The sequence below is a fragment of the Providencia sp. PROV119 genome (genome assembly GCF_028482435.1).
In the GTDB taxonomy this organism is placed as follows: Bacteria; Pseudomonadota; Gammaproteobacteria; order Enterobacterales; family Enterobacteriaceae; genus Providencia; species Providencia stuartii.
The window spans coordinates 56157-78257 of sequence record NZ_JAMPQL010000003.1 but is presented as its reverse complement, the minus strand read 5'-3'; the positions used below and the strand labels follow the sequence as shown (position 1 = coordinate 78257).

The following is a 22101-nucleotide window of genomic DNA, read 5'->3' as shown; positions in this document are numbered from 1 at the left end:
CATTTTGCACTTCAAGTTATCAAATAGCAATAGGTATTGTTAAAAAAACAGACAATATTTGATGAGAATTTTTGATAAATTTGCCGATTTTGCGCTGGTAGCTAATAACTTGTTTTCTTCTATAAATTTTTGCTATTAAAAGACATTTTTTACTCTTTTTCGCACGCCAAAAAACAAGGCCCTCTTAACTCAATAAGAGGGCCTTAATTCAGTCAGTTATCAAACTCATTAGAAGTTATAGTTGATACCTATATTGTATCGACGACCTTCTAATTCAGCACCATAGTTTGTTGAGTCAATGCGGCGATCTAGCACGTTATAGACACCACCGACAATATTTGCATTCTTGTTCAACTGGTAGCTTGCCCCTAAATCAAACAATGCATATGACGCCGTACCATTATTCATTGTCTCACCACGGCCTTGGTAATCAGACGTTTTACCGCGGAAGTTCATGCGTGCCCATGTTTGCAACTCTTCAGTTGTATCCCATGTCAATGTCGTATTACCCATATGTTTTGGCTGCTTGTTTAGCGGCTTACCTTTATTGACACCACTTCTTTGTTCGGTGTCGGTGTAAGTATAGTTCGCCGAAAACGCTAAATTATCCAGAATGCCCCAGTTAAACGTTAACTCAACACCACGCATTCTTGCTTTATCAACGTTTTCACGGTCACTAACAAAACGGTATGGCTTACCATTATCACCAATACCATCATCTAATGTACAGTCTCTGATATTTGCATTGCTATTATCACAGCGTCTAACTTCTGTAATTTTATCTTTGAAATCGGTATTATAGATCGTGATCCCTGCGGTAATATTGTCTTGGTTATTCCAAATTACACCAATTTCTTCTGTAACACTTTTCTCCGGTTTCAAATTCGGGTTACCGTAAATCACTGCGTTACCTGCGCGCCCACCCGTTGATTGCCCCCAGTCTGCTGAAGATTGACGTAAGTCAGGTGCTTTATAACCTGTAGACACACCACCTTTGATGGTCCATTGGTCGTCAGCATGCCAAACACCATAAAGACGAGGTGTCCAGTGAGTACCATAGTTTTCGTCTTTATCCATACGGATACCGCCGGTTAAAGCGAAATCATTGGTCATTAACCATTCATCTTCCGCAAACAGCGCCCAGCTATAACGGTCAAGTTTGTTTAGTGCAAATTTATTATCACCTGCTTCTAATTTTTCCTTACGATATTGGCCACCTAAACTTAAACTGTGGTCACCAATTAAGAAGACACTTTGATTACGTATGATGAGATCATCAAATTTCATCTTACGAGTTGGGTTCTTAGTTTCATCGTATTGAATATAAGTATCAGTGTTAGCTAGGTCATAAACCCCTGTATGAGTTAATGCAGTATGCGTCATCTCATATTTACTAAAGCTGCTACTATCACCTTCTTTATACGTATAGCCTTCACGATAGTCCCTATGCTGGCTATCTTTTTTGAAATCCAAATCAAAGGTGTTCTTTTCATCTGGTGTTAATGACAGTGTTCCACCACCACTTGCAACGATTTGACGACCGAAACCATCAACGATTTTATCTTCACCACGGTGTGAATATTGACCGCTAAGCTTCACGCCTAACAAGCCATCAATCAGTGGACCAGAAGTATAGAAACTGCCTTGTCCAGTGTTTCCTGAATTTCTACGCTCAGTAATTGTCGTATCAGCACGTAAACTTGTCGTCCACTCTTGCTGCACACGGCGAGTAATAATGTTAATTACCCCACCCATAGCATCAGAACCATAGAGGGAAGACATAGGCCCACGAACAACTTCAATACGTTCTATTGCAGGTAGTGGTGGCAGCCATCCCTGTTCGATACCTGAACCGTCACTATTTGGGCGCGTACTGCGCGTATCAACACGCTTACCATCAATCAAGATCATCGTGTATTTTGCATCCATACCACGAATACTGATATCTGAACTACTACCACCGCCGGTGACTAGAACGCCCGGAACGTCTTTCAATGCATCGGTGACATCACGGTAAGCTTTATTTTCTAGTTGCTCACGCGTTACCACAGAAATAGACGCCGGCGCATCTTCAATTTTTTGTTGGAAGCCAGATGCGGTGGTAACCATAATCGTGTCTTTACTATCATCCGCAAATACAGGGGCTGCTGTGATTGCCGCAATAACGCTTATTGCAATTTTTCTTTTATTGAAAACTACCATTCCCAACTCTCCAAGAGATAATTTTGATTTGAATTTTGATATGACATAAGCTCAATATTCGGGTCTATAACCCTATCATTACTATTATTATTTTTTTGGTTATTAGATAATAAAAATTACCCATAGAAAATTTATGGTAAATACTATTTGTATATATTGAAATTTTCTATAACTAATTATCGCTAGAAAAATATAACCTTTATTCTCTTATTCAATTAATAGTGCCAATCTAAATTTCATTGACACTATTAATTTATATCAAAACTAGCTCGCTAACTTATCCACTAAGCCATCAATTAAAACTTGTGGTACCCCTTGAGAACAGCGCTCTATTCGCCCCCTAACACCGTACACATCAGCCAAGCTATCCGGCGTAATCACGGCCTCTGGTTCACCTTGAGCAATCAGTTTGCCTTTTTTTAGCATTAAAACATGTTCAGCATGTCTTAACGCAATATTGATATCATGAACCACAACCACCGTAATAATATTGCGACGCTTTGTTTCTTTCGCCACTAAATCCATAACGTGATATTGGTAATTTAAATCTAATGCACTTAATGGCTCATCTAATAACAATAAGTTTGGTTGACGAATTAATGATTGTGCCAAACCAACCAATTGCTTTTGACCACCTGATAATTGGTCTAAATAACTTAATGCTAAATGTTCAATACCTAATTGACGCAATAAATGCATCACTTCATCTTTACTATTTTCATGACTCAGACCACCCGATGCTCTTTGAGCAACGATCACTGATTCCAAGACATAAAGATGAACACCTGCTGGTAAGCTTTGAGGTAAATAGACAACATTTTGCGCACGCTGAGCAAAGTTTTGCTGTGTTAAATCCATTCCATCTAACAGCAATTGCCCTGTAGCTTTATTTAAACCAGCCAAAGAGCGCAGCAGAGTCGATTTGCCGCTTCCATTTGGCCCTAATAACACAGTGATCTGACCTCTTGGTAAAGCTTCTGTTGTCAGCCCTTCAATCACAGGGTTTTTAGGATAACCTGCATTAAAGCGATTAATAATCAGGCCATCTGTCATGACACACTACCTCTATGACGTAAAATAATACTTAAGAAGAACGGTACACCAACGAGTGAGGTCACAATACCAACAGGAATAATGACACCCGGTATAATATTTTTAGATGCAATAGATGCCATGGATAAGACTAAGGCACCAATTAATGCGCTTGCTGGCAAATAAAAGCGGTGATCTTCACCAAACATCAAGCGCGCGATATGAGGAGCAACCAGACCGATAAAGGCGATAGGCCCCACAAATGCGACTGCCAACGCTGATAAGATACTGATACGCAACAATGTGGTTAAACGTAACCGACGGACATCAATACCAAAACTGATCGCTCGGTCTTCGCCCAACCTCAGTGCAGTCAGTTTCCATGAACTCATCATCGCCAATGGGAAAATTAGAGCAAAGACGAGTGTCATCACCCCGAGTTTTACCCATGTTGCTTTTGAAAGGCTCCCCATTGTCCAGAATACTAGACCTTGCAGAGTGTCCTCTGTGGCAATAAATTGCATCATTGAAACTAAAGCATTAAAGGTAAATACCAATGCGATCCCAAACAATACGACACCCGATGTTGCAACGCGCGTCCAACGGGTCACCGCATCTAACATCAGTGCAGCCAATAGTGCAAAAATAAAGGCATTCGCTGAAATTACCCACTGATCAGGCACACCAGGAATAGCAATACCGGAAACAATCGCTAATGCCGCACCGAAAGCAGCGGCATTGGAAACACCGAGGGTAAATGGACTTGCCAACGGGTTATTCAAGATAGTTTGCATCTCGGCCCCAGCAAGGCCAAGTGACATGCCAATCACAACGGCCATAAGGGCATAAGGCAAACGGATATCCCAAACAATCACACGAGTTCCCGCTTCTACAGATTCAGGGGATACGATGGTTTGCCATAATTTTTCCAGCGATAAGCCGGATGGGCCTAATGTGAAATCAATAACCAATGATAATACGATTGCAGCGATGATCACGGCAATCCATGCTACCCTACGACGTAACATTTTTTGATAATGCTGCTTCACACCATTATCATTTTCTCTCACTGACGGCTTAACAGTTGATATAGACTCGGTAGTAAGACTCATTATTATTACCTACAAAATTTACTTCTCACTTACCCAATAGATGCCGGTTGGCTCAACTGCAAGAAATTGGCTATGTAATTCATTCAAGGTTTTTTGCGGGTCCAGATCAGCAAACTGCTCCGGATAGAACCATTTAGCAAATACTTGAGTCGCTAATACGTTGTAGGGAGAATTGTAATAGTTATGCCAAATTGCATAGTCTTTGCCATCTTTCACCGCTGACAAAGAGCTAATTCCTTTGCGTTCAGTAATTTTTTTCAAGCTACTTTTTGCATCTTCAACAGTGCCTTGTGCCCCTAATTGCACTCCGACATCTTTACTGCCGGGAGCTTTAGCACCTGTTGCGATATAAATTTGTGGGTCAACAGCGATAACCTTTTCTAGGTTCATATTACCCAAAGCACCGGGTAGCACATCTTTGGCGATATTTTTTCCACCCGCTAGGTCGATAAAATTCCCCATGTTCCCGTTGCCTGCGGTTCCACAACAATCTTCAAATGCACCAGCACGTAAATCAATAAACACGGTAGGCTTTTTATCTTCAGGGATTTTACTGGTGATATCAGTCACTAATTTTTGATTTTTTTCGTAAAAATCAGCATATTTTTCTGCAGTCTGTTCGCGATTTAATGCTTTCCCAAGCATACGGATACTCGGTAGCGTGTTTTGCAGTGGATTGTCTCTAAAATCAACAAACACAACAGGCACACCCGCCTTTTCTAACTGCCCTACTAACTCACTATTTTTACCGGGGCCATGACCAGAGAGGCCAAAAATCGCAATGTCTGGATTCAGTGTTAATACTTTTTCGGCACTGACACTATCAGCGCTGGTATTACCAATTAATGGAATATTATCAATTTGAGGGAACTTAGCTTTATAAGCCGCGTAAGTTTGTGGATCAAGTTTACGTAAATCGCCTTGCCAGCCAACAATTCTATCAAGCGGTTTATCGCCTTCAAGTAAAGCAATTGCACTCAACAAACGGCCTTCACCAAGTAAGATACGATTAACATTATCAGGTACTTCAACCGTTCTACCAGCAACATCAGTAACTGTTGCAGCCAATGAGCTAATACTGATACTCATCACAGAGCCTGCAAATAATGCTAAACCTATCCCTTTTGCTAACGACTTTGCCATCAACTTCACATCAAACCTCTTATCCCCTTTATTTTGGTGCCCATAACAATAAAGCAAATAAGAATACTTATCAATACGATTGCTGATTTAATTCCATCTATGTATTGAATTGTGATCGTGGACGAAAATTTTTGTTAATCAATTGATAAATTGGCTATTTCGTCTTTAAAAAAGAAGATAACGCCAGACTCAGCATGCAAAGCATATCATGAGGAAACGACCCGATTATTCGGTTTTTCCCATTATAAAAAATGCCAATCAACGTTCGAACTGACCCCAGTTCATTGTTGATTGGCATTTTTATTTATAACTTACTGTTATTGAATATGTGTAAATAATTTAAGCAATTATTTATTCAGATTTTCACGGTAGCTTGGGAATTCCATGTCTTTATAACGAATAATTGACGTTTTTTTGGCTATTTTATAGCCAAACCAAATTGCTAAAAATAATGGAATACCAATATAAGTGGCTGTAACCCCTACCCAATCAATTTTATCTTCTAAAAACGCTTGATAGTTTTGCCCTAATGTAATCACTAAACAGAGAACAAAAGCAAAGATAGGACCAATTGGGAAGAAGCCCGAACGATAAGGTAAGTCATTAATATCCTTACCTTGCGCAATATAACCTTTACGGAAACGATAATGGCTAATTGCAATCCCCAACCAAGCAATAAACCCTGTCATACCTGAAGTATTCAGTAGCCATAAGTAGACAGTTTGGTTACCAAACATTGAACTTAGGAAGCACAGAGCAGCAATTACCGTAGTGGCAAATAGCGCATAACGCGGTACCCCACCTTTTGAGAGGCGAGCAAAAATGCGTGGTGCTTTACCTTCACGGGCTAAGGTATACAGCATACGTGTTGAGGCGTACATCCCTGAGTTACCTGCCGATAGTACCGCCGTTAAAATAACCGCATTCATTACTGCTGCTGCCGATAGCAACCCAGCATTTTCAAATACTAAGGTAAATGGGCTAACACTAATATCTTTAACATCATTGCGCAGTAGATTAGGATCTGTATATGGAATAATCAAACTAATGATCAAGATTGCAAAGATATAGAACAAAAGGATACGCCAAAATACTTTACGTACTGCTTTAGGGATATTCTTCGCAGGATCTTGAGATTCACCCGCGGCGATACCAATCAGTTCGGTTCCTTGGAAAGAGAAGCCGACAATCATCGCCACACCAATCATGGCAGAGAAACCACCAGCAAATGGTGCATCCCCGATGGTCCAGTTATGCCATCCCGCATTTTCAGCACCACTCATGATACCAAAAATCATCAATACGCCGACAACGATGAAAATAACAACGGTTGTCACTTTAATGAGTGAGAACCAATATTCTGCCTCACCAAACCCTTTAACAGAAATATAGTTCAGTAAGAAAATGACGGCTAAAAATATTGCGCTCCAAATCCAACCCGGCGTATCAGGGAACCAGTAAGTCATGACCAGTTGCGCGGCAACCAAGTCGACAGCAATAGTTACAGCCCAGTTATACCAATAGTTCCAGCCTAATGCGAAACCAAAACCTTCATCAACATATTTAGCGCCATAGGTCGCGAAAGAACCTGACACTGGCATATAAGCCGCAAGTTCACCTAAGCTGGTCATCAAAAAATAGACCATTAAGCCGATAATTGCATAAGAAAGAAGCGCCCCGCCGGGACCTGCTTGTGCAACGGTTGCACCGGATGCAACAAAGAGGCCGGTGCCAATGGAGCCGCCAATGGCAATCATTGCAAGATGGCGAGCTTTCAACTCACGACGTAATTTGCTTTGTCCGCTACCTTGTACCGTAGTGGTTTGTTGTTCTGACATCTGTTCCCTGTTTTTCTTTATTTAATCAATATTGAAGGAATTCTAGCAAAACATCCTGTCAGAACTAAGTAACTCTTGGCAGTTATAAGATACCTTCATAATCCCAACGGAATTATTAGTAAAACACTTATATCCTATGCATCATAGTTCAAATAACAACCTTGTTGACCATTTGGGTTTATACGAACCATAAACTTTGTTAAATCAGCAACACATTACTTGCAATAATCTAATAAGTTTTTAATTGCATTAGATAAATGTTTTTGGCGGTGATAAATCAAATACAGTGTTCGCTGTAACTGTAGCCCTTCAACCTCTAGCTCTACTAACGACCCGTTCGTCAATTGCTCCTCAATAACGCGTCTTGATAAGCAACTGATCCCCATACCAAAGCGAACTGCATGCTTAATGGCCTCCGAATTACCAAGCTCCATAAAAATATGAAAACCCGGTAAATGAGCAAATAACAGCTGATCGAGCACATCTCGTGTACCTGAGCCTCTTTCACGCAGCACCCAAGGCGCATCACGTAACTCTTTTAAGGTGAGTGTTCTTCCCGCCAATGGATTACTAGGAGCCGCAAATATCACCAATTCATCTTTTAGCCATGGTTCGGTAATTAACTCGGGGCTATGGCACACGCCTTCAATAAGACCCACATCAGCGCGAAATTCCATCACCGCTTTAATAACTTCCTCTGTATTACTGATATTTAACTCTAATGGGATCGTCGGGTGGTCACGACGATACTCCGCCAGCAGTGATGGCAGCATGTAATTACCAATTGTGGTACTGGCAGCGAGACGCACCGCCCCCATCTCTTTTTTGAATAATTGTTCTACTTCCAACGCTTGTTCAAGCAACGCCAATGCCTTGGGATAGAGCAGCCGACCATGCTCATTAGTCACAAGCCGTTTGCCTACTCGGTCAAACAGTTGTACTCCAAGTTGCCCTTCAAGGTCGGTCAACGACGCACTTACAGCAGATTGCGATAAAGCGAGTAATTGGGATGCTTGCGTCGTGGAGCCACTTTTTAGTACTTCCGTAAATACCTCGAGTTGCCTAAGTGTTATTCGCATACAGGTAGCCCCAACATTGTTCACTAGAGTTTGTAATAATATTGTTAATATTAACGATTTATTACCAACTTACCAGAAGAAACTTATAACCAGAAATTCAGATAGATTATATATAAACAATCAATTTAAATTATTATAGTTTTTGTTATATGCTTATTCCAAAATTATCTATACCCTGAATAAACCGCTTTATGAAGGGTATTAGTCGTAACTAAAGGTAAGGTTATGGATAAAAGCAATACAAAAACGTTAGTACAGAGCGCACAGCCCCCAGCTCTAAAACTAATTTCAGGTATTATTTTAGCGGGAGTTTTAACCGCAATTTCGATATATCTTGGAGAGCAGCAATGGTTTATTGATGTCGGTTTAGGCGCCCTGACATTGGCAATTTTATTAGGCATCATCGTCGGGAATACAATCTACCCTGCTATTAGTCATCGTTGTGATGAGGGGATCAAATTTGCCAAACACTATTTTTTACGTGCGGGGATCATACTTTATGGCTTTCGCTTAACATTCCAACAAATTACTGATGTTGGTGCCACAGGGTTGCTCATTGATGCACTTACCCTCGCATCCACTTTCTTGTTGGCCTTTTGGTTAGGTAAAAAGGTGTTTGGACTCGATGATGAAACCACTTTTTTAATCGGTGCAGGTAGCAGTATTTGCGGAGCCGCAGCGGTTATGGCGACAGAGCCTGTTGTCAAAGCCTCTGCCAGTAAAGTTGCCGTCGCCGTTTCAACGGTGGTGATTTTTGGTACTATCGCCATTTTTGTGTATCCATGGCTTTATCAACTTAATGCACATTTTGGTTGGTTCACTCAGACCCAAGACACCTTTGGTATTTATATTGGCTCAACAGTGCATGAAGTCGCTCAAGTCGTCGCTATCGGTCACACTATCGGCCCTGACGCAGAGAATGCTTCCGTGATCACCAAAATGATCCGAGTGATGATGCTTGCACCCTTCTTAATTATTTTATCTGCTTATTTGAGCCGCCGCTCTGCGGTCGCTAAAGGACAAACAGCCCAAAAAAGCAAAATCACGATCCCTTGGTTTGCCGTTATCTTTATTCTGGTCGCTGCATTCAACTCGTTCAATTTGATACCGACAGAAATAGTAAAACACATTATCACGTTAGATACCGTATTGTTGGCGATGGCCATGGTTGCCCTCGGTTTAACAACTCATGTTAGTGCAATACGTCAGGCGGGGATCAAACCATTATTGATGGCGCTTATCTTATTTGTATGGCTAATCATTGGTGGTTTCGCCATCAATGCCATTATCCAGACTATCCTATAAACTCTTTGTTCATTTTTTAATTTGGCCGCATTTAATGCGGCCTTTTTGTTGATTTCATTTATTCGCCTATTAATGGCATACTTCTTCATAAAAAAAGGAGTCAAGAATGAAATATGTTGGAGCACACGTCAGCGCTTCTGGAGGCGTTGATCAAGCAGTTATTCGCGCTCATGAAATTAACGCTACGGCATTCGCGCTGTTTACCAAAAATCAGCGCCAGTGGAAAGCCCCACCTCTTAGCGAGGAGGTGATTGAAAAATTTAAGGCTAACTGTGCAAAATACGGTTATGGTAAGCACCAAATTTTACCGCATGACAGTTACTTAATTAATTTAGGTCATCCAGAGCAAGAAGCGTTAGAAAAATCACGCATCGCATTTATTGACGAAATGCAACGCTGTGAGCAGCTTGGTATTGATCTACTCAATTTTCACCCTGGCAGCCACCTGAAAAAAATCGATATAGATGATTGCTTAGCTCGTATTGCCGAATCTATCAATATCGCCCTAAATGAAACTCAAGGCGTCATTGCCGTCATCGAAAATACGGCGGGGCAAGGTTCAAACTTAGGCTATCGTTTTGAACATTTAGCAAAAATCATTGAAGATGTAGATGATAAAAGCCGAGTAGGTGTTTGTATTGATACTTGCCACGCCTTTGCAGCAGGCTATGATTTGCGAACAGAGGAGGCTTGTGAAGAGACTTTCAAACAGTTTTCTGACATTGTTGGTTTTGAGTACCTCAAAGGTATGCACTTAAATGATGCCAAAAGTGAGTTTGCCAGCCGAGTCGACCGTCACCATAGCTTAGGGGAAGGTAATATAGGCTACACACCTTTTAGTTACATAATGAAAGACCCTCGTTTCGATGGTATCCCTCTGATCCTTGAAACCATTAATCCAGATATTTGGCCTCAAGAAATTGCTTGGCTAAAATCACAGCAAAAATAACCAGTCACTATCTATAAAGCATAAAGGCGGCGAGTTAACCTCCGCCGCCTTTATCGTTTTACAGTGATTCCATCTCAATTTTTGCCATCATATCGGCAAGCTTATTACGATTTTTTAAGCCAACATCAGGCTGTGATACGGATAACGCTGAAATAGCCGTGGCCATACGCAATGTGTGTGCGCTAGATTCACCATTCAGTAAGCCATAAGCGAGGCCTGCAACCATTGAATCACCAGCCCCCACCGTGCTGATCACTTCACAACGAGGCGGTTTAGCTAACCAAGAGCCTGAAGCATTCACCCATAATGCCCCTTCTTCACCAAGCGAGATAACCACATGAGAAATGCCTTTATCGCGTAATTCATGTGCTGCCGCAATGACATCTTTCAATTCAGGTAACTTGCGACCCACCCACATTTCTAATTCATGGCGATTGGGTTTCACTAACCAAGGCGAGGCTTTTAACCCTGCTTTTAATGCTTCACGGCTACTGTCGAAAATGATACATGGACATAATTGACGCAAGCGGCTCATCCAACGAGTGAATTCTTCGGGATCAATCCCATTTGGTAGGCTACCACTCACCACCACCATATCAAAATGGCCTAACCAATTGAGTGACTCCGTTGAGAAACGGTTCCAATCTTCTTTACTGACTTCAAAGCCAGAAAAGTTGAAATCTGTCGATTCACCATTATCTTCTGTCAGCTTTACGTTGATCCTTGTGCGTCCTGACACCATGTAAAAGCGGTTTGCCATACCATTATCACTAAAGAAGTGTTGGAATTCTTCTTGGTTATCTTTCCCCATGAAGCCGCTAACTGTGATATCAATACCAAGATCTCGTAGAACTTTCGCGACATTAACGCCTTTGCCTCCTGCATTGAGGCTAGCCGTCTTCACTAAGTTGACTTCACCGACTTCGATTGATGGACATAGCCCAACAAGATCATAGGCAGGATTTAATGTAATTGTAGCAACCCGGCGAGTCATAACCTCGAATCTCCCTTATCATTATCGTCATGTGTATGCAGCCATAGTTATACCATTAAAACACAATGGCTTCAGTGATATTTGTAGTTTTTCCTGATTGTTTTTCTGCTATAAACTGGCAGAATCGCACCGAATAGAATAAAAAAAGAAAGGAGAAGTTGATGTCTACTGTTGATGGCGTTGTCGTTGGTGTTGGCGTAATTATCACGAATTCACAAGGCCAAATTTTAATGGGCAAACGCAGCAGCAAGCACGCACCTTACTGGTCAATATTTGGGGGGCATGTCGATGCTGGGGAATCATTCGAAACCTGTGCTATTCGTGAAATAAAAGAAGAAATTGGTATTGATATTACCGCCCCAACGGTTTTTGGTATTAGTAACAATATAAACACCTATCACCAAGAAGGTAAACATACTGTCTCTATCTGTATGCATGTTGAATATAATGGCGATATCGAGCCGCAAATCATGGAAAAAGATAAGTGCGAAAGCTTGATGTGGGTATCCCCGAATGAACTACCAGAACCCCATTTTGAGGCTAGCCGTAATGCCATTGACCTCTGGCTAAACCAACAATTTTATCATCACCCCGCTTAATCGCTTTACTCAGGTACAAATAGCTCAAGGCTATTTGTACAATAATCACCCAACCTATTATTACTACTCTTAATTTTACCTATTTGTGCTTTAATTATTGTTTACATCAACATGCCTCAACTGTATCATTAAGCTAGTACAAAGAAACATTAATCGGGAGTTTCCATGTCTGTTGATGCAGTAAAAACAAATAAGCAGCCCTCCATCTTAGGTGGGGCGATGATCATCGCGGGTACAGCCGTTGGCGCTGGTATGTTTTCAATCCCCATGGTGACCTCCGGTGTCTGGTTTACAGGCTCTATCCTACTTTTGCTGTATACCTTTTTTTGTATGCTGCTTTCAGGATTAATGATTTTAGAAGCCAATATGAATTACCCTGCTGGCGCAAGTTTTCATACCATGGTTAAAGATTTACTTGGGCCTATGTGGAACTCAATTAATGGGCTATCCATTACTTTTGTCCTTTATATTTTAACGTATGCTTATATTTCCGCGGGTAGCTCGATTATCTCGGAAAATTTATCTTCCTATATAAAAATGGACGTTCCACAAGCCGTTTCTGGATTGTTCTTCGCACTTCTGGTTGCCTTTGTTGTTTGGTTATCTACGCGTGCCGTCGACCGTTTAAGTACCATTTTAATTGGTGGTATGGTTATCACCTTTATTATGTCAGTTGGCGGTATGGTCACCACAGCCTCACCTTCGATTCTGTTTAACCAAGTCGATCAAGGCAATACACATTATTTACCTTATGCCCTCGCTGCACTGCCCTATTTGCTGACATCGTTCGGCTATCACGGTAACGTTCCTGGGCTTGTAAAATACTATAATAAAGATAGCCGTTCTGTGGTTCGTAGCCTTGTCTATGGTGCGATTATCACCGTTGCCATTTATATCTTGTGGCAGTATGCGGTCCAAGGGAATATTCCACGCTCTGCCTTTATCCAAATTCGTGAGGACGGCAATAATATTGGTGCACTGCTTAAGCAAATGAATTTGTCTACCAACAGCGATTTTATTTCGAAGTTTTTGAATTTGTTCTCGTATATGGCACTGGCAAGTTCATTCTTAGGTGTATCTTTGGGGCTGTTTGACTTTATTGCTGACTTCTTTAAATTCAACGATAGCAAACAAGGCCGTTTAAAATCTGCCTTAATCACTTTCCTGCCACCGGCTGTATTTGCCCTAGCTTTTCCTAATGGCTTTATTTATGCCATTGGCTTTGCAGGCCTCGCTGCCACTATTTGGGCAGTGATTGTGCCCGCGCTGATGGCAAGGGCAAGTCGTAAGCGTTTCCCGAATAACAGTTATAGAGCGCCTGGCGGCATTGGTATCATCCTATTTGTTATCTTGTTTGGTGTCATTAATGCCGTAGCACACATACTCTCCTTATCTGGTTTACTGCCTGTTTACTGATGATACCCTCCCCAACATCACCGTTGGGGAGATTTTTTTATTGAAAAGTACATTTCCTATCTTGCCTAATCGCCTATCTGCGAGTAATTTTGTCGCACTCTTTTCTGACGATAATAAAGAAGGTTATTTATGGCAAAAGCCAATGAGATCAAACGCGGGTTTGCGGTGAGTTACAACGGCAAGCTGCTCTTGGTTAAAGATATCGATATTCAGGCACCAAGCGCTCGTGGCGCCAGTACTTTATATAAAATGCGCTTTACTGATATTAAGACTGGTCAAAAAGTCGAAGAACGCTTTAAAGGTGATGATATTTTAGAAACCATCTCTTTAACTCGTCGCGCTGTTAGCTTCTCTTATATCGACGGTGATGAATATGTTTTCATGGATAATGAAGACTATACGCCTTATCTCTTTAAACGTGCAGACATTGAAGAGGAGCTGTTATTTATCCCTGAAGAGGGATTGCCTGGCATGCAGGTGCTCACGATGGATGGGCAAGTATTGGCGCTCGAACTTCCACAAACCGTTGATATGGTTATTGTAGAAACAACACCTGCAATTAAAGGTGCTTCAGCCAGTGCGCGAACAAAACCTGCAACAATGGCAACAGGCCTAACGGTTCAAGTCCCTGAATACCTCACGAGTGGTGAAAAAATTCGTATTCATATTCCTGAACGCCGCTATATGGGCCGCTGCGATTAATTAGATATATCACCTATGGGCATTAGCCCATAGGGCTTTCTTTTTCTTAAACAAATTAAACTAACTTCCTACCTAATAAACCGCTTAAGTTTTTTTATTCAGTTATATGTCAGTGTATACACACCCAACGTCTGTTCTTTATTTATCCATTTAAAGCTTTGAGTGCCTTGACTATTAGGCAATTCATGGATGCCTACTCTCAATTTTTTTAAAGACGTTTTTGTTATTTCTGGTTTACCTTTATTGCTAGACCAACATGTGGTTTCAATATGCCCATCAATTGCACCAATTTGACATGGAGGCATAACAATTGCACCGATAAAGGTAATCGTTCCACCGCCAACATAGTTTTTTTCTTTTGCTTGAACACTACCAAAAGGAAAAAAGCTAAAAATGGTTATTGCTAATAGCGCTGTCAAAGAAATTTTATTTGCTGTAAGTTTCATAAAAGTCATCCGCTTAAAATTAGGTTATCGTCATCTGCGATGAATTATTTATATCTGTAATAATTTTTTACTTTTTATTACTGAATAACCGAATCTTAATTTGAATGAATGAAACAATATTTAACTTACAGTCGTAGTTTTTTATTTTTCTCAAACTCTAAGAAATAACACATAATTAGTTAAGTTGATCACAAATTTGAGACGATCACACATATTGCAACTCCCATTAGGTTTAATCTATTAAAATTAGTACGGATATTTTTAGAAATAGAAGCCTTAACAATAATCGTTATGATCACTAATAGACTTATAACCTAATTCACTATGAAAACATTACTTTCAAAAACCATCGAATTGACGCCATCCCTCTTGATTGCAAGTGGTCGGCAACGTGCATGTTATCAGCATCCCGAGCGTGATGATTTATGTGTCAAAGTTCATCATTCAAATAGAGATGATCGAGAAACAATACGTGAAATTAAGTATTACAAACGAATTTACCGAAATAAATCATCATCAGATGCGATTGCCCATTATTATGGCATTCAAAAAACCACGTTAGGTACAGGCTACGTATTTCAGTTAATAAAAGATAAAGCGGGAAATGTATCCAATACACTGGATTATTATTTAAAAAATAAAAATGCTTTTTTAAAACATCAAAAAAATATGAGAATTGCCTATGATATTTTTAAAAAGACTGTTTTTAAAGATGCAATAGTGACAATGGCATTAAAGCCTTACAATATTGTTTATCAATTAGGCTATAAACCCCACGGCCAATTTTTTATCATTGATAATCTAGGTTGTGCGACTTTAATTCCCGTCGACTACTTTTCATCTACAATCGCTCGAGCCACACTCACTCGTCGATTTACCGATTTTGAACAGCGAATGCTAAGAGAATATCACGTCAAACTGGCTAATATGCAAATAAACTAGTGGCAAAACGATATTGCGTTGCTTTGATCTTGCGGCGCAATATCGTATGCTTCACCATCGTATTAGATTATTCAATTTAGAAAAATTTAAACTTCTTTACAATTCAAAAAAGCCTGTAGACGCTGTTATGCTATTAAGCAAATGTTGTTTCACTCAAAGCGTGATCTAGATCGTTATTTTTACTCGATTATTTGAGTACCTAACGATAACACACACACTTTTTTAACTCTAAATGTACAAAAGATGATACACATCCATGCTTAATATAATGTTTTGTAAATTATTACCTTATTAACTCGCCATTTTGCTTTCGTTTATGTATGCTCTCTATGTTTGGCGAAATAAGTATGCAACTGCCAAACTCTAACGGTGAGTGTTTAACAGTTTGTTGTTATGTTGACATAACAAATGTGTCGCCAACGCAGCAAATCGTCGTTTTGCTCATATACAAGTTTTAGTTGTTCTGTATTAAACGCTTTCTGTGAAAAGCCAGTGTCGCATTTTGTAAAATGCGCTTTTCACAGGGATAAGTTTACGTTTGTTGTGTGGAAAAAAACACAATAAGAAATGGCAAGGGATATTAACAATAATGGCAACATCTGAAAAATTTAAGCGCAACATTTTGCGCATCATACCAGCAATAGCAATTGCCGCGACACTGTCAGCTTGTACTGCCCCTGATTCTTCAAGAAATGCTCAACGTACCACTCATTCTGAACCACGTATGTTAAATGGTTCTTCCGATTCGTTAGCAATGGCTTCTCAAGATGAGTTCGAACAACTCGTTCAAAGCGTCGATACCAAATCGAAGATCATGAATCAATATGCAAATTGGAAAGGTGTGAGATATCGTCTTGGCGGTACAACAAAAAGTGGTATTGATTGTTCAAGCTTTGTGCAACGTACCTTTATTGAACAATTTGGTGTTGCCTTACCACGTACGACCTCAGAGCAAGAGTCTTCCGGTAAGAGTGTTAACCGTAACAATTTAAAAGCAGGTGACTTGGTTCTCTTTAAAACCGGTCGCCGCATGAAGCATGTTGGTATCTATATTGGTGACAATAAGTTTGTTCACGCCTCTACCAGCAGTGGTGTTATCGTATCAGAAATGACTAATGAGTATTGGAGCAAACGGTACTACGCTGGTCGCCGCATCATTAATGGTTCATAACCGATAATACCTTTTTAAATTCCTTGCCAATAAAAAAGCTTCCAAGTTAAAAACTGGAAGCTTTTTTATTGCGTTCAATAGCGATGTTAGGATGAATAAAAACCTGACTCAAGCTCCGCGATAGCAACACCAGCCGCCTTTAAGCGGCACATGGCGGCAAGTTCATCACTAGCATGAATAAAGAGGCAAATTTCTTTTTGCCATTCTAAAATCGCACTTTCAATTTGCAATTCAGACAATGATTCTGACAACTGCTTCATTGCAATGCAATCTGTAGCACAGTCATGGCTGAGTAATTTCAGCCCCACAAGTTTATCGCTATCGAAGTCATCTGTAGGTACGACTTCAACGTCCGTGCCTATTTTCCCAGATAACCAGCGGTAACTTTGCGGCAGCCTGTGCACAACCGAAAGACCTGATTTTTCCACAACAAATTCCTATTGCTACCTAAACCATCATAGTGTTCGTTGAACGAAGGCTATTTACTTAATCAACGCTTCGCTGAGGCTGCCTTTATGGCGAGATACCTACGAGCCTTAAGCTTTGACTCTCCCTCCTCTAAATAAATGTTTAGAGGTCAGTAAACGATATCAAACTTCGTTCAAACCGAATTCGCGACAAAGCCCAAAAGTAACGGGTTTGTTAAATATACATACCTAAATATAACATTAAATATTACTCGTGTCGTTAAATTTTTGTGACATAAATCCTTGCATGCACATTTTTTTACTATGAATGTTAAATTTTAAATTTTTTTTGATCTTAAAACTCAACACAGAGGCTAACTATTAGTCATTTTTTTTACATTATTAAACGGGCATTAATAATAAGCTGAGTAATTTTGAAGAAAACTCACTAACTCCACCAACTTATGACTTAACTGCAATTACCTGAGTTTAATACACAAATTTAACAAATCGCTATCAAATGATTATTGATTTAGATCATTTTTATTCATACTTTCCAATTTTACTGGCAAAAAATTCGGTTTTACCGAGTAATTAATTTTTGCTTAACACTATATAAAAAGAGATGGTCACGAAATGAAATAAGTACGAAGGAAACCACTGTTTCATCCATGAAACAGCCAGTCTTATTGGATTAATTTATTTTTTGGCGCGTTTCGCCAATAAAACAAATAGCATTGAGCAAGCCACGCACGCAACCATAGAGCCAACCATCGGCCATGCTGACTTAGCGGGGATCATTGATAGTAAAGTTCCTATCAAAGCCCCAATGGAAAAACGGATTGTTCCCGCTAATGAGGAAACCGTACCTGCAATATGTGGATAATTATCTAAAATTACCGCCATTGCATTTGAGGTTATCATTGCAATCCCACTGACATAAATCGCCACACCAAGCACCAGAGCCCAGAAGCCAACATCCATTGCCGTGGTCGCCAGTAACCAAATTCCCATGGTGAATTGGACAATGATCCCTAGGTAGAGCATGCGCTCTGCCCCAAAGCGCCTAACATAACGACCATTAAATGTGGTCATAATGAATAAGAAAATAATATTAATACCAAAAAAGTAACCAAAATTTTCTGGCGCCACGCCATTCAGTTCAATATAAACAAACGGGCTCGCATTCAAAAATGAAAACATTCCCGCAAATGAAAATGAACTCGCTAAAATATAAAACAGCACTTGTTTGGCACGAAAAAGGGTTGCAAACTGCCTTAATGTATTACCTAAATGAAAGGGTTGCCGTTTCTCAACAGGTAACGTTTCACGTATAAATAAACTCACTAAAATAACCGCAATCACGGCCGCTATCGAAATACTCCAAAAAATGGCATGCCATGAGAACCATAACATCACCTTGCCACCTAAAATCGGTGCCAATAGTGGGGCTATTGTCATCACTAAAACAACAAATGACATGCTGCGTGAAAACTCATCACGCGTAAACATATCCCTCATTAATGCGTTGATCACAACACTAGCTGCCGCAGCAGCAAAACCATGTAGGAAGCGAAACAAGATGAGTGATTCGATTGACTCAGAAAGCGCACATGCTGCTGAGGCGATGGCAAATACGATGACGCCGCCTAAAATCACAGGCTTACGACCCAGACTATCGGCCATTGGACCATAAAATAGCTGCCCAATTGCAAAGCCAAAAATATAGCTATTAAGCGTCATCTGGATACGCCCTTCATCGACATTGAAGTACTCACCCATCACTAAAAAGCTAGGTAAATACATATCAATGGCTAAAGGCATAAGCATTGATAATAAGCCTAATATTAATATCAACCCTATGTAGGATGATTTTTGCTGTTGCACTCTTTAAACTCCTATCTCGCTCTCGCCTGATACGACACACCTTAAAGATATGTCGCACACCAGAAACGATTTTATTTATTTATTTTTATTAATAATTTATCGTTAGCGCGGAACGATAACGCTGTTGATTTCGTCTTCGGTTAACTCACGATACTCGCCGGGAGCAAGATCATCATCGAGCCAAATATCACCAATACGCTCGCGGTGTAGCCCACAAACATGATTTCCTACTGCTGCAAACATTCTTTTTACTTGGTGGTAGCGCCCTTCGCTGATGGTCAATAGCACTTCTTTTGGAGAGATGACCTCCAACTGAGCTGGCTTGGTTGGATATTTTTCGCCATTTAGCATGACGCCTTCGGCAAAGCGTTTTGCAACATCGTCAGCAATGTCGTTTTCTAACTCAACTCGATACGTTTTTTCACAGTGGTGCTTGGGAGAGGTTATGCGATGTGACCACTGACCATCATCGGTTAGCAATACTAACCCTGTGGTATCAATATCAAGGCGCCCTGCTGAGTGCAATTTGTCTGCCAGCGGCTCATCAATAAAATAGAGAATGGTGGGATGAGCAGGATCGTCTGTTGAGCAAACATAGCCTTGAGGCTTATGCAACATAAAATAACGCGGGCCTGTAACATGAACTAAAACACTGCCTTCATAAGCGACAACTTGTTCAGGGCTGACTTGTACCGCACCTGATTTGACAATTTCATCATCTACAGTGACTTTTCCGGCACGCAGCTCTCGCGCCACTAGGCTCCGGCTAATCCCTAATTGCTGGGACAAAAACTTATCCAGTCGCATAAACACTCTTAATTTGATGGAATAGTAACTTAGTGCCTAAAGACAACTAAGTTGTTAGAAATAAAATTGAAAGGTTATTGTGATTGTGCTCACATCTTTTATTATATCAATAACTAACTACAAGTGATAGCGTCTCAAAATTAACGCGTGTTTTTAGCTCAACCCATTGTGTTAACCTAAATTTTACATTAAGCGACTCACTATTTTTAATTAATACTGAATAATATGCCTTTTGTCCTTCGTCCCTATCAACAAGAAGCTGTCGATGCGACCGTTCGTTATTTTCGCCAACACACGCAACCTGCCGTGATTGTGCTACCAACGGGAGCAGGAAAAAGCTTGGTCATTGCCGAACTTGCTCGCTTAGCTCGAGGAAGAGTATTGGTTCTTGCTCACGTCAAAGAATTAGTAGAACAAAACCATGCAAAATATATCGCTTATGGCCTTGAGGCTGATATTTTCGCTGCTGGCTTAAATCGCAAACAATCCCAAAGCAAAGTCGTCTTTGGCAGCGTACAATCCGTTGCGCGAAACTTAGACAGTTTTAATGATAATTTCTCCTTAATTATCATTGATGAATGTCATCGTATTAGCGCGAATGAGAAAAGCCAATATCAACAAATTATCAATAACCTTAGTCAGTACAACCCTGCATTGAAGATCCTAGGTTTAACCGCCACTCCCTATCGACTCGGTTCAGGATGGATCTATCAATATCATTATCACGGCATGATAAGAGGCGATGAGAACTGCTTTTTTCATGAATGTATTTATGAGTTACCTTTGCATTACATGATTAAAAATCATTTCTTAGTCACCCCCGAACGCCTTGATATGCCAGTATTACAGTATGACTTTAGCCAAGTTTCTCTCAGTTCCGCCGGCATTTTTAATGAACAAGAATTAAACCTTTCTATTAAGAAACAAAAACGTATTACACCTAAAATTGTCGCTCAAATTGTTGAATACGCCTTACCGCGGCAAGGTTGTATGATCTTTGCCGCTACCGTTGAACACGCAAAAGAAATTTTCGGCTATTTACCTGAACAGACCGCCGCCTTAGTTACCGCCGAGACGCCCGCGATAGAGCGAGAGGCTATTATTCAACAGTTTAAGCAGAAAAAGCTGCATTTTTTAGTCAACGTTTCTGTTCTGACAACAGGGTTTGATGCCCCGCATGTCGATGTTATTGCCATTCTACGCCCAACAGAATCTGTCAGCTTATACCAGCAAATTGTAGGCCGAGGCTTGCGCCTTTCACCGGGAAAAACCGAGTGCCTGATCTTAGACTATGCAGGGAATCCTCACGACCTCTTTCGCCCTGAGGTAGGTTCAACTAAGCCTAACACCAACAGTGTTCCCGTTCAGGTATTCTGCCCTCTTTGTCAGTTTGCTAATACTTTTTGGGGAAAATGCACCGAAGATGGGCAAATTATCGAGCATTATGGTCGCCGCTGCCAAGGCTGGGAAGAGAATGAATTAGGTCAAAAGCAGCAATGTGAGTACCGTTTTCGTTTTAAACAATGTCCTCATTGTGGTGCAGAAAACGATATTGCCGCTCGCCGCTGCCAAAAATGCGATGGGGTATTATCTGATCCTGACGATATGCTAAAAGCGGCTTTGAAATTAAAAGATGCGTTGATCTTACGTTGCGGCGGCATGGCACTAACCAATGGTGCTGATAACAAAGGTGAATGGCTAAAAATCACGTACTATGATGAAGATGGCACCTCCGTTTCGGAGCGCTTTCGTTTGCATACGCAGGCGCAACGCCGTGCTTTTGAATACCATTTCTTGCGGGAACATTTCCGTGCGCCAGGCGTTCCTTTTCATTGGTCTTCGGCTAATGACATTATCTCTCAGCAGGCTTTATTACGTTATCCTCAATTTATAGTGGCTCGTAAGAAGGAAAGTTATTGGGAGATCCGCCAAAAAATATTTGATTATCAAGGGCGTTTTCGAGTTGCCGACCAACTCTACTCCTGATATTGATTAGATTATGATTGCTGTAAAGACGGTTTTCCGTTAAAATGCCGCCCGCTTGGATGTTTCGCGTCAGCGAATTACACA

At 40.6% G+C, this 22101-nt stretch carries 19 protein-coding genes; 8 read left to right on the top strand and 11 right to left on the bottom strand.

Annotation, left to right across the window (positions count from 1 at the left end; genetic code table 11):
• Positions 1–228 precede the first annotated feature (228 nt).
• The 6 genes from PSF11_RS05015 to yieE all read right to left on the bottom strand — a co-directional run bounded on the left by PSF11_RS05015 (position 229) and on the right by yieE (position 8406).
• Positions 229–2202 (bottom strand): ligand-gated channel protein, encoded by a 1974-nt coding sequence (locus tag PSF11_RS05015; RefSeq protein WP_004920862.1) that lies wholly within the window; start codon positions 2200–2202, stop codon positions 229–231.
• A 264-nt stretch (positions 2203–2466) separates the two neighbouring features.
• On the bottom strand, positions 2467–3255 hold the full coding sequence (locus PSF11_RS05010) for an ABC transporter ATP-binding protein (protein ID WP_014656187.1): 789 nt from the start codon (positions 3253–3255) through the stop codon (positions 2467–2469).
• Positions 3252–4346, bottom strand: a complete 1095-nt coding sequence (locus PSF11_RS05005) for a FecCD family ABC transporter permease (RefSeq protein ID WP_004920866.1) — start codon at positions 4344–4346, stop codon at positions 3252–3254. Before PSF11_RS05005 ends, PSF11_RS05010 begins: the two co-directional genes overlap by 4 nt.
• A gap of 18 nt (positions 4347–4364) precedes the next feature.
• A complete protein-coding gene (locus PSF11_RS05000; protein WP_154598944.1) occupies positions 4365–5489 on the bottom strand; it encodes an ABC transporter substrate-binding protein in 1125 nt (374 codons plus the stop codon).
• A 347-nt stretch (positions 5490–5836) separates the two neighbouring features.
• A complete protein-coding gene (locus tag PSF11_RS04995; RefSeq protein WP_004920869.1) occupies positions 5837–7327 on the bottom strand; it encodes an amino acid permease in 1491 nt (496 codons plus the stop codon).
• Positions 7328–7542: 215 nt separating this feature from the next.
• Complete coding sequence (yieE, locus tag PSF11_RS04990; RefSeq protein WP_040133253.1) at positions 7543–8406, bottom strand: DNA-binding transcriptional regulator YeiE; 864 nt, start codon at positions 8404–8406, stop codon at positions 7543–7545.
• Positions 8407–8631: 225 nt separating this feature from the next.
• On the opposite strand from yieE, the gene PSF11_RS04985 reads away from it, so the two are divergent.
• Together PSF11_RS04985 and nfo are read left to right on the top strand one after the other, a co-directional pair.
• Positions 8632–9711, top strand: coding sequence for a YeiH family protein (locus PSF11_RS04985; RefSeq protein WP_014656190.1), 1080 nt, complete (start codon positions 8632–8634; stop codon positions 9709–9711).
• Positions 9712–9817: 106 nt separating this feature from the next.
• The gene (nfo, locus tag PSF11_RS04980; protein WP_004920874.1) at positions 9818–10660 is read left to right on the top strand and encodes a deoxyribonuclease IV; all 843 of its coding nucleotides are present in this window, start codon (positions 9818–9820) and stop codon (positions 10658–10660) included.
• A 58-nt stretch (positions 10661–10718) separates the two neighbouring features.
• Here the strand turns inward: nfo and fruK are convergent, their stop codons facing one another.
• Positions 10719–11654 (bottom strand): 1-phosphofructokinase, encoded by a 936-nt coding sequence (gene fruK / locus PSF11_RS04975; RefSeq protein WP_004920877.1) that lies wholly within the window; start codon positions 11652–11654, stop codon positions 10719–10721.
• Positions 11655–11815: 161 nt separating this feature from the next.
• On the opposite strand from fruK, the gene PSF11_RS04970 reads away from it, so the two are divergent.
• The 3 genes from PSF11_RS04970 to yeiP all read left to right on the top strand — a co-directional run bounded on the left by PSF11_RS04970 (position 11816) and on the right by yeiP (position 14371).
• A complete protein-coding gene (locus PSF11_RS04970; protein ID WP_004920878.1) occupies positions 11816–12253 on the top strand; it encodes a nucleotide triphosphate diphosphatase NUDT15 in 438 nt (145 codons plus the stop codon).
• 165 nt (positions 12254–12418) lie between these two features.
• Positions 12419–13669: a tryptophan permease gene (mtr, locus tag PSF11_RS04965; protein WP_004920881.1), complete on the top strand. Its 1251-nt coding sequence runs from the start codon at positions 12419–12421 to the stop codon at positions 13667–13669.
• A gap of 129 nt (positions 13670–13798) precedes the next feature.
• Positions 13799–14371 carry an elongation factor P-like protein YeiP gene (gene yeiP / locus PSF11_RS04960; RefSeq protein ID WP_004920883.1) on the top strand — a complete coding sequence of 191 codons (573 nt, stop codon included), beginning with the start codon at positions 13799–13801 and terminating at the stop codon, positions 14369–14371.
• A gap of 98 nt (positions 14372–14469) precedes the next feature.
• On the opposite strand, the gene PSF11_RS04955 is transcribed toward yeiP, so the two are convergent.
• Positions 14470–14817 (bottom strand): hypothetical protein, encoded by a 348-nt coding sequence (locus PSF11_RS04955; protein ID WP_036940824.1) that lies wholly within the window; start codon positions 14815–14817, stop codon positions 14470–14472.
• Between the two features lie 324 nt (positions 14818–15141).
• Here PSF11_RS04955 and PSF11_RS04950 point away from each other — a divergent pair, with 324 nt between their 5' ends.
• The gene (locus PSF11_RS04950; protein ID WP_004920888.1) at positions 15142–15759 is read left to right on the top strand and encodes a YrbL family protein; all 618 of its coding nucleotides are present in this window, start codon (positions 15142–15144) and stop codon (positions 15757–15759) included.
• A gap of 589 nt (positions 15760–16348) precedes the next feature.
• Positions 16349–16930, top strand: coding sequence for a bifunctional murein DD-endopeptidase/murein LD-carboxypeptidase (gene mepS / locus PSF11_RS04945; RefSeq protein ID WP_004920890.1), 582 nt, complete (start codon positions 16349–16351; stop codon positions 16928–16930).
• Positions 16931–17016: 86 nt separating this feature from the next.
• Here mepS and PSF11_RS04940 read toward each other — a convergent pair whose 3' ends face one another.
• The 3 genes from PSF11_RS04940 to rsuA form a co-directional block, all read right to left on the bottom strand.
• Complete coding sequence (locus PSF11_RS04940; protein ID WP_004920891.1) at positions 17017–17358, bottom strand: hypothetical protein; 342 nt, start codon at positions 17356–17358, stop codon at positions 17017–17019.
• A 678-nt stretch (positions 17359–18036) separates the two neighbouring features.
• Positions 18037–19224: a Bcr/CflA family multidrug efflux MFS transporter gene (locus PSF11_RS04935; protein ID WP_014656192.1), complete on the bottom strand. Its 1188-nt coding sequence runs from the start codon at positions 19222–19224 to the stop codon at positions 18037–18039.
• Between the two features lie 102 nt (positions 19225–19326).
• Positions 19327–20031, bottom strand: a complete 705-nt coding sequence (gene rsuA, locus PSF11_RS04930; RefSeq protein WP_004920895.1) for a 16S rRNA pseudouridine(516) synthase RsuA — start codon at positions 20029–20031, stop codon at positions 19327–19329.
• Between the two features lie 225 nt (positions 20032–20256).
• On the opposite strand from rsuA, the gene PSF11_RS04925 reads away from it, so the two are divergent.
• Complete coding sequence (locus tag PSF11_RS04925; protein ID WP_004920898.1) at positions 20257–22017, top strand: DEAD/DEAH box helicase; 1761 nt, start codon at positions 20257–20259, stop codon at positions 22015–22017.
• Positions 22018–22101 lie beyond the last annotated feature (84 nt).

Excerpts from the sequence above, each read along its gene's own strand:
- fruK (WP_004920877.1), bottom strand. The coding sequence starts at position 11,654 with ATGACTCGCCGGGTTGCTACAATTACATTAAATCCTGCCTATGATCTT.
- PSF11_RS04970 (WP_004920878.1), top strand. The coding sequence starts at position 11,816 with ATGTCTACTGTTGATGGCGTTGTCGTTGGTGTTGGCGTAATTATCACG.
- PSF11_RS04950 (WP_004920888.1), top strand. The coding sequence starts at position 15,142 with ATGAAAACATTACTTTCAAAAACCATCGAATTGACGCCATCCCTCTTG.
- mepS (WP_004920890.1), top strand. The coding sequence starts at position 16,349 with ATGGCAACATCTGAAAAATTTAAGCGCAACATTTTGCGCATCATACCA.
- nfo (WP_004920874.1), top strand. The coding sequence starts at position 9,818 with ATGAAATATGTTGGAGCACACGTCAGCGCTTCTGGAGGCGTTGATCAA.
- yieE (WP_040133253.1), bottom strand. The coding sequence starts at position 8,406 with ATGCGAATAACACTTAGGCAACTCGAGGTATTTACGGAAGTACTAAAA.
- PSF11_RS05000 (WP_154598944.1), bottom strand. The coding sequence starts at position 5,489 with ATGGCAAAGTCGTTAGCAAAAGGGATAGGTTTAGCATTATTTGCAGGC.
- PSF11_RS05015 (WP_004920862.1), bottom strand. The coding sequence starts at position 2,202 with ATGGTAGTTTTCAATAAAAGAAAAATTGCAATAAGCGTTATTGCGGCA.
- mtr (WP_004920881.1), top strand. The coding sequence starts at position 12,419 with ATGTCTGTTGATGCAGTAAAAACAAATAAGCAGCCCTCCATCTTAGGT.
- PSF11_RS04925 (WP_004920898.1), top strand. The coding sequence starts at position 20,257 with ATGCCTTTTGTCCTTCGTCCCTATCAACAAGAAGCTGTCGATGCGACC.
- PSF11_RS05010 (WP_014656187.1), bottom strand. The coding sequence starts at position 3,255 with ATGACAGATGGCCTGATTATTAATCGCTTTAATGCAGGTTATCCTAAA.
- PSF11_RS04985 (WP_014656190.1), top strand. The coding sequence starts at position 8,632 with ATGGATAAAAGCAATACAAAAACGTTAGTACAGAGCGCACAGCCCCCA.
- yeiP (WP_004920883.1), top strand. The coding sequence starts at position 13,799 with ATGGCAAAAGCCAATGAGATCAAACGCGGGTTTGCGGTGAGTTACAAC.
- PSF11_RS05005 (WP_004920866.1), bottom strand. The coding sequence starts at position 4,346 with ATGAGTCTTACTACCGAGTCTATATCAACTGTTAAGCCGTCAGTGAGA.
- PSF11_RS04995 (WP_004920869.1), bottom strand. The coding sequence starts at position 7,327 with ATGTCAGAACAACAAACCACTACGGTACAAGGTAGCGGACAAAGCAAA.
- rsuA (WP_004920895.1), bottom strand. The coding sequence starts at position 20,031 with ATGCGACTGGATAAGTTTTTGTCCCAGCAATTAGGGATTAGCCGGAGC.
- PSF11_RS04955 (WP_036940824.1), bottom strand. The coding sequence starts at position 14,817 with ATGAAACTTACAGCAAATAAAATTTCTTTGACAGCGCTATTAGCAATA.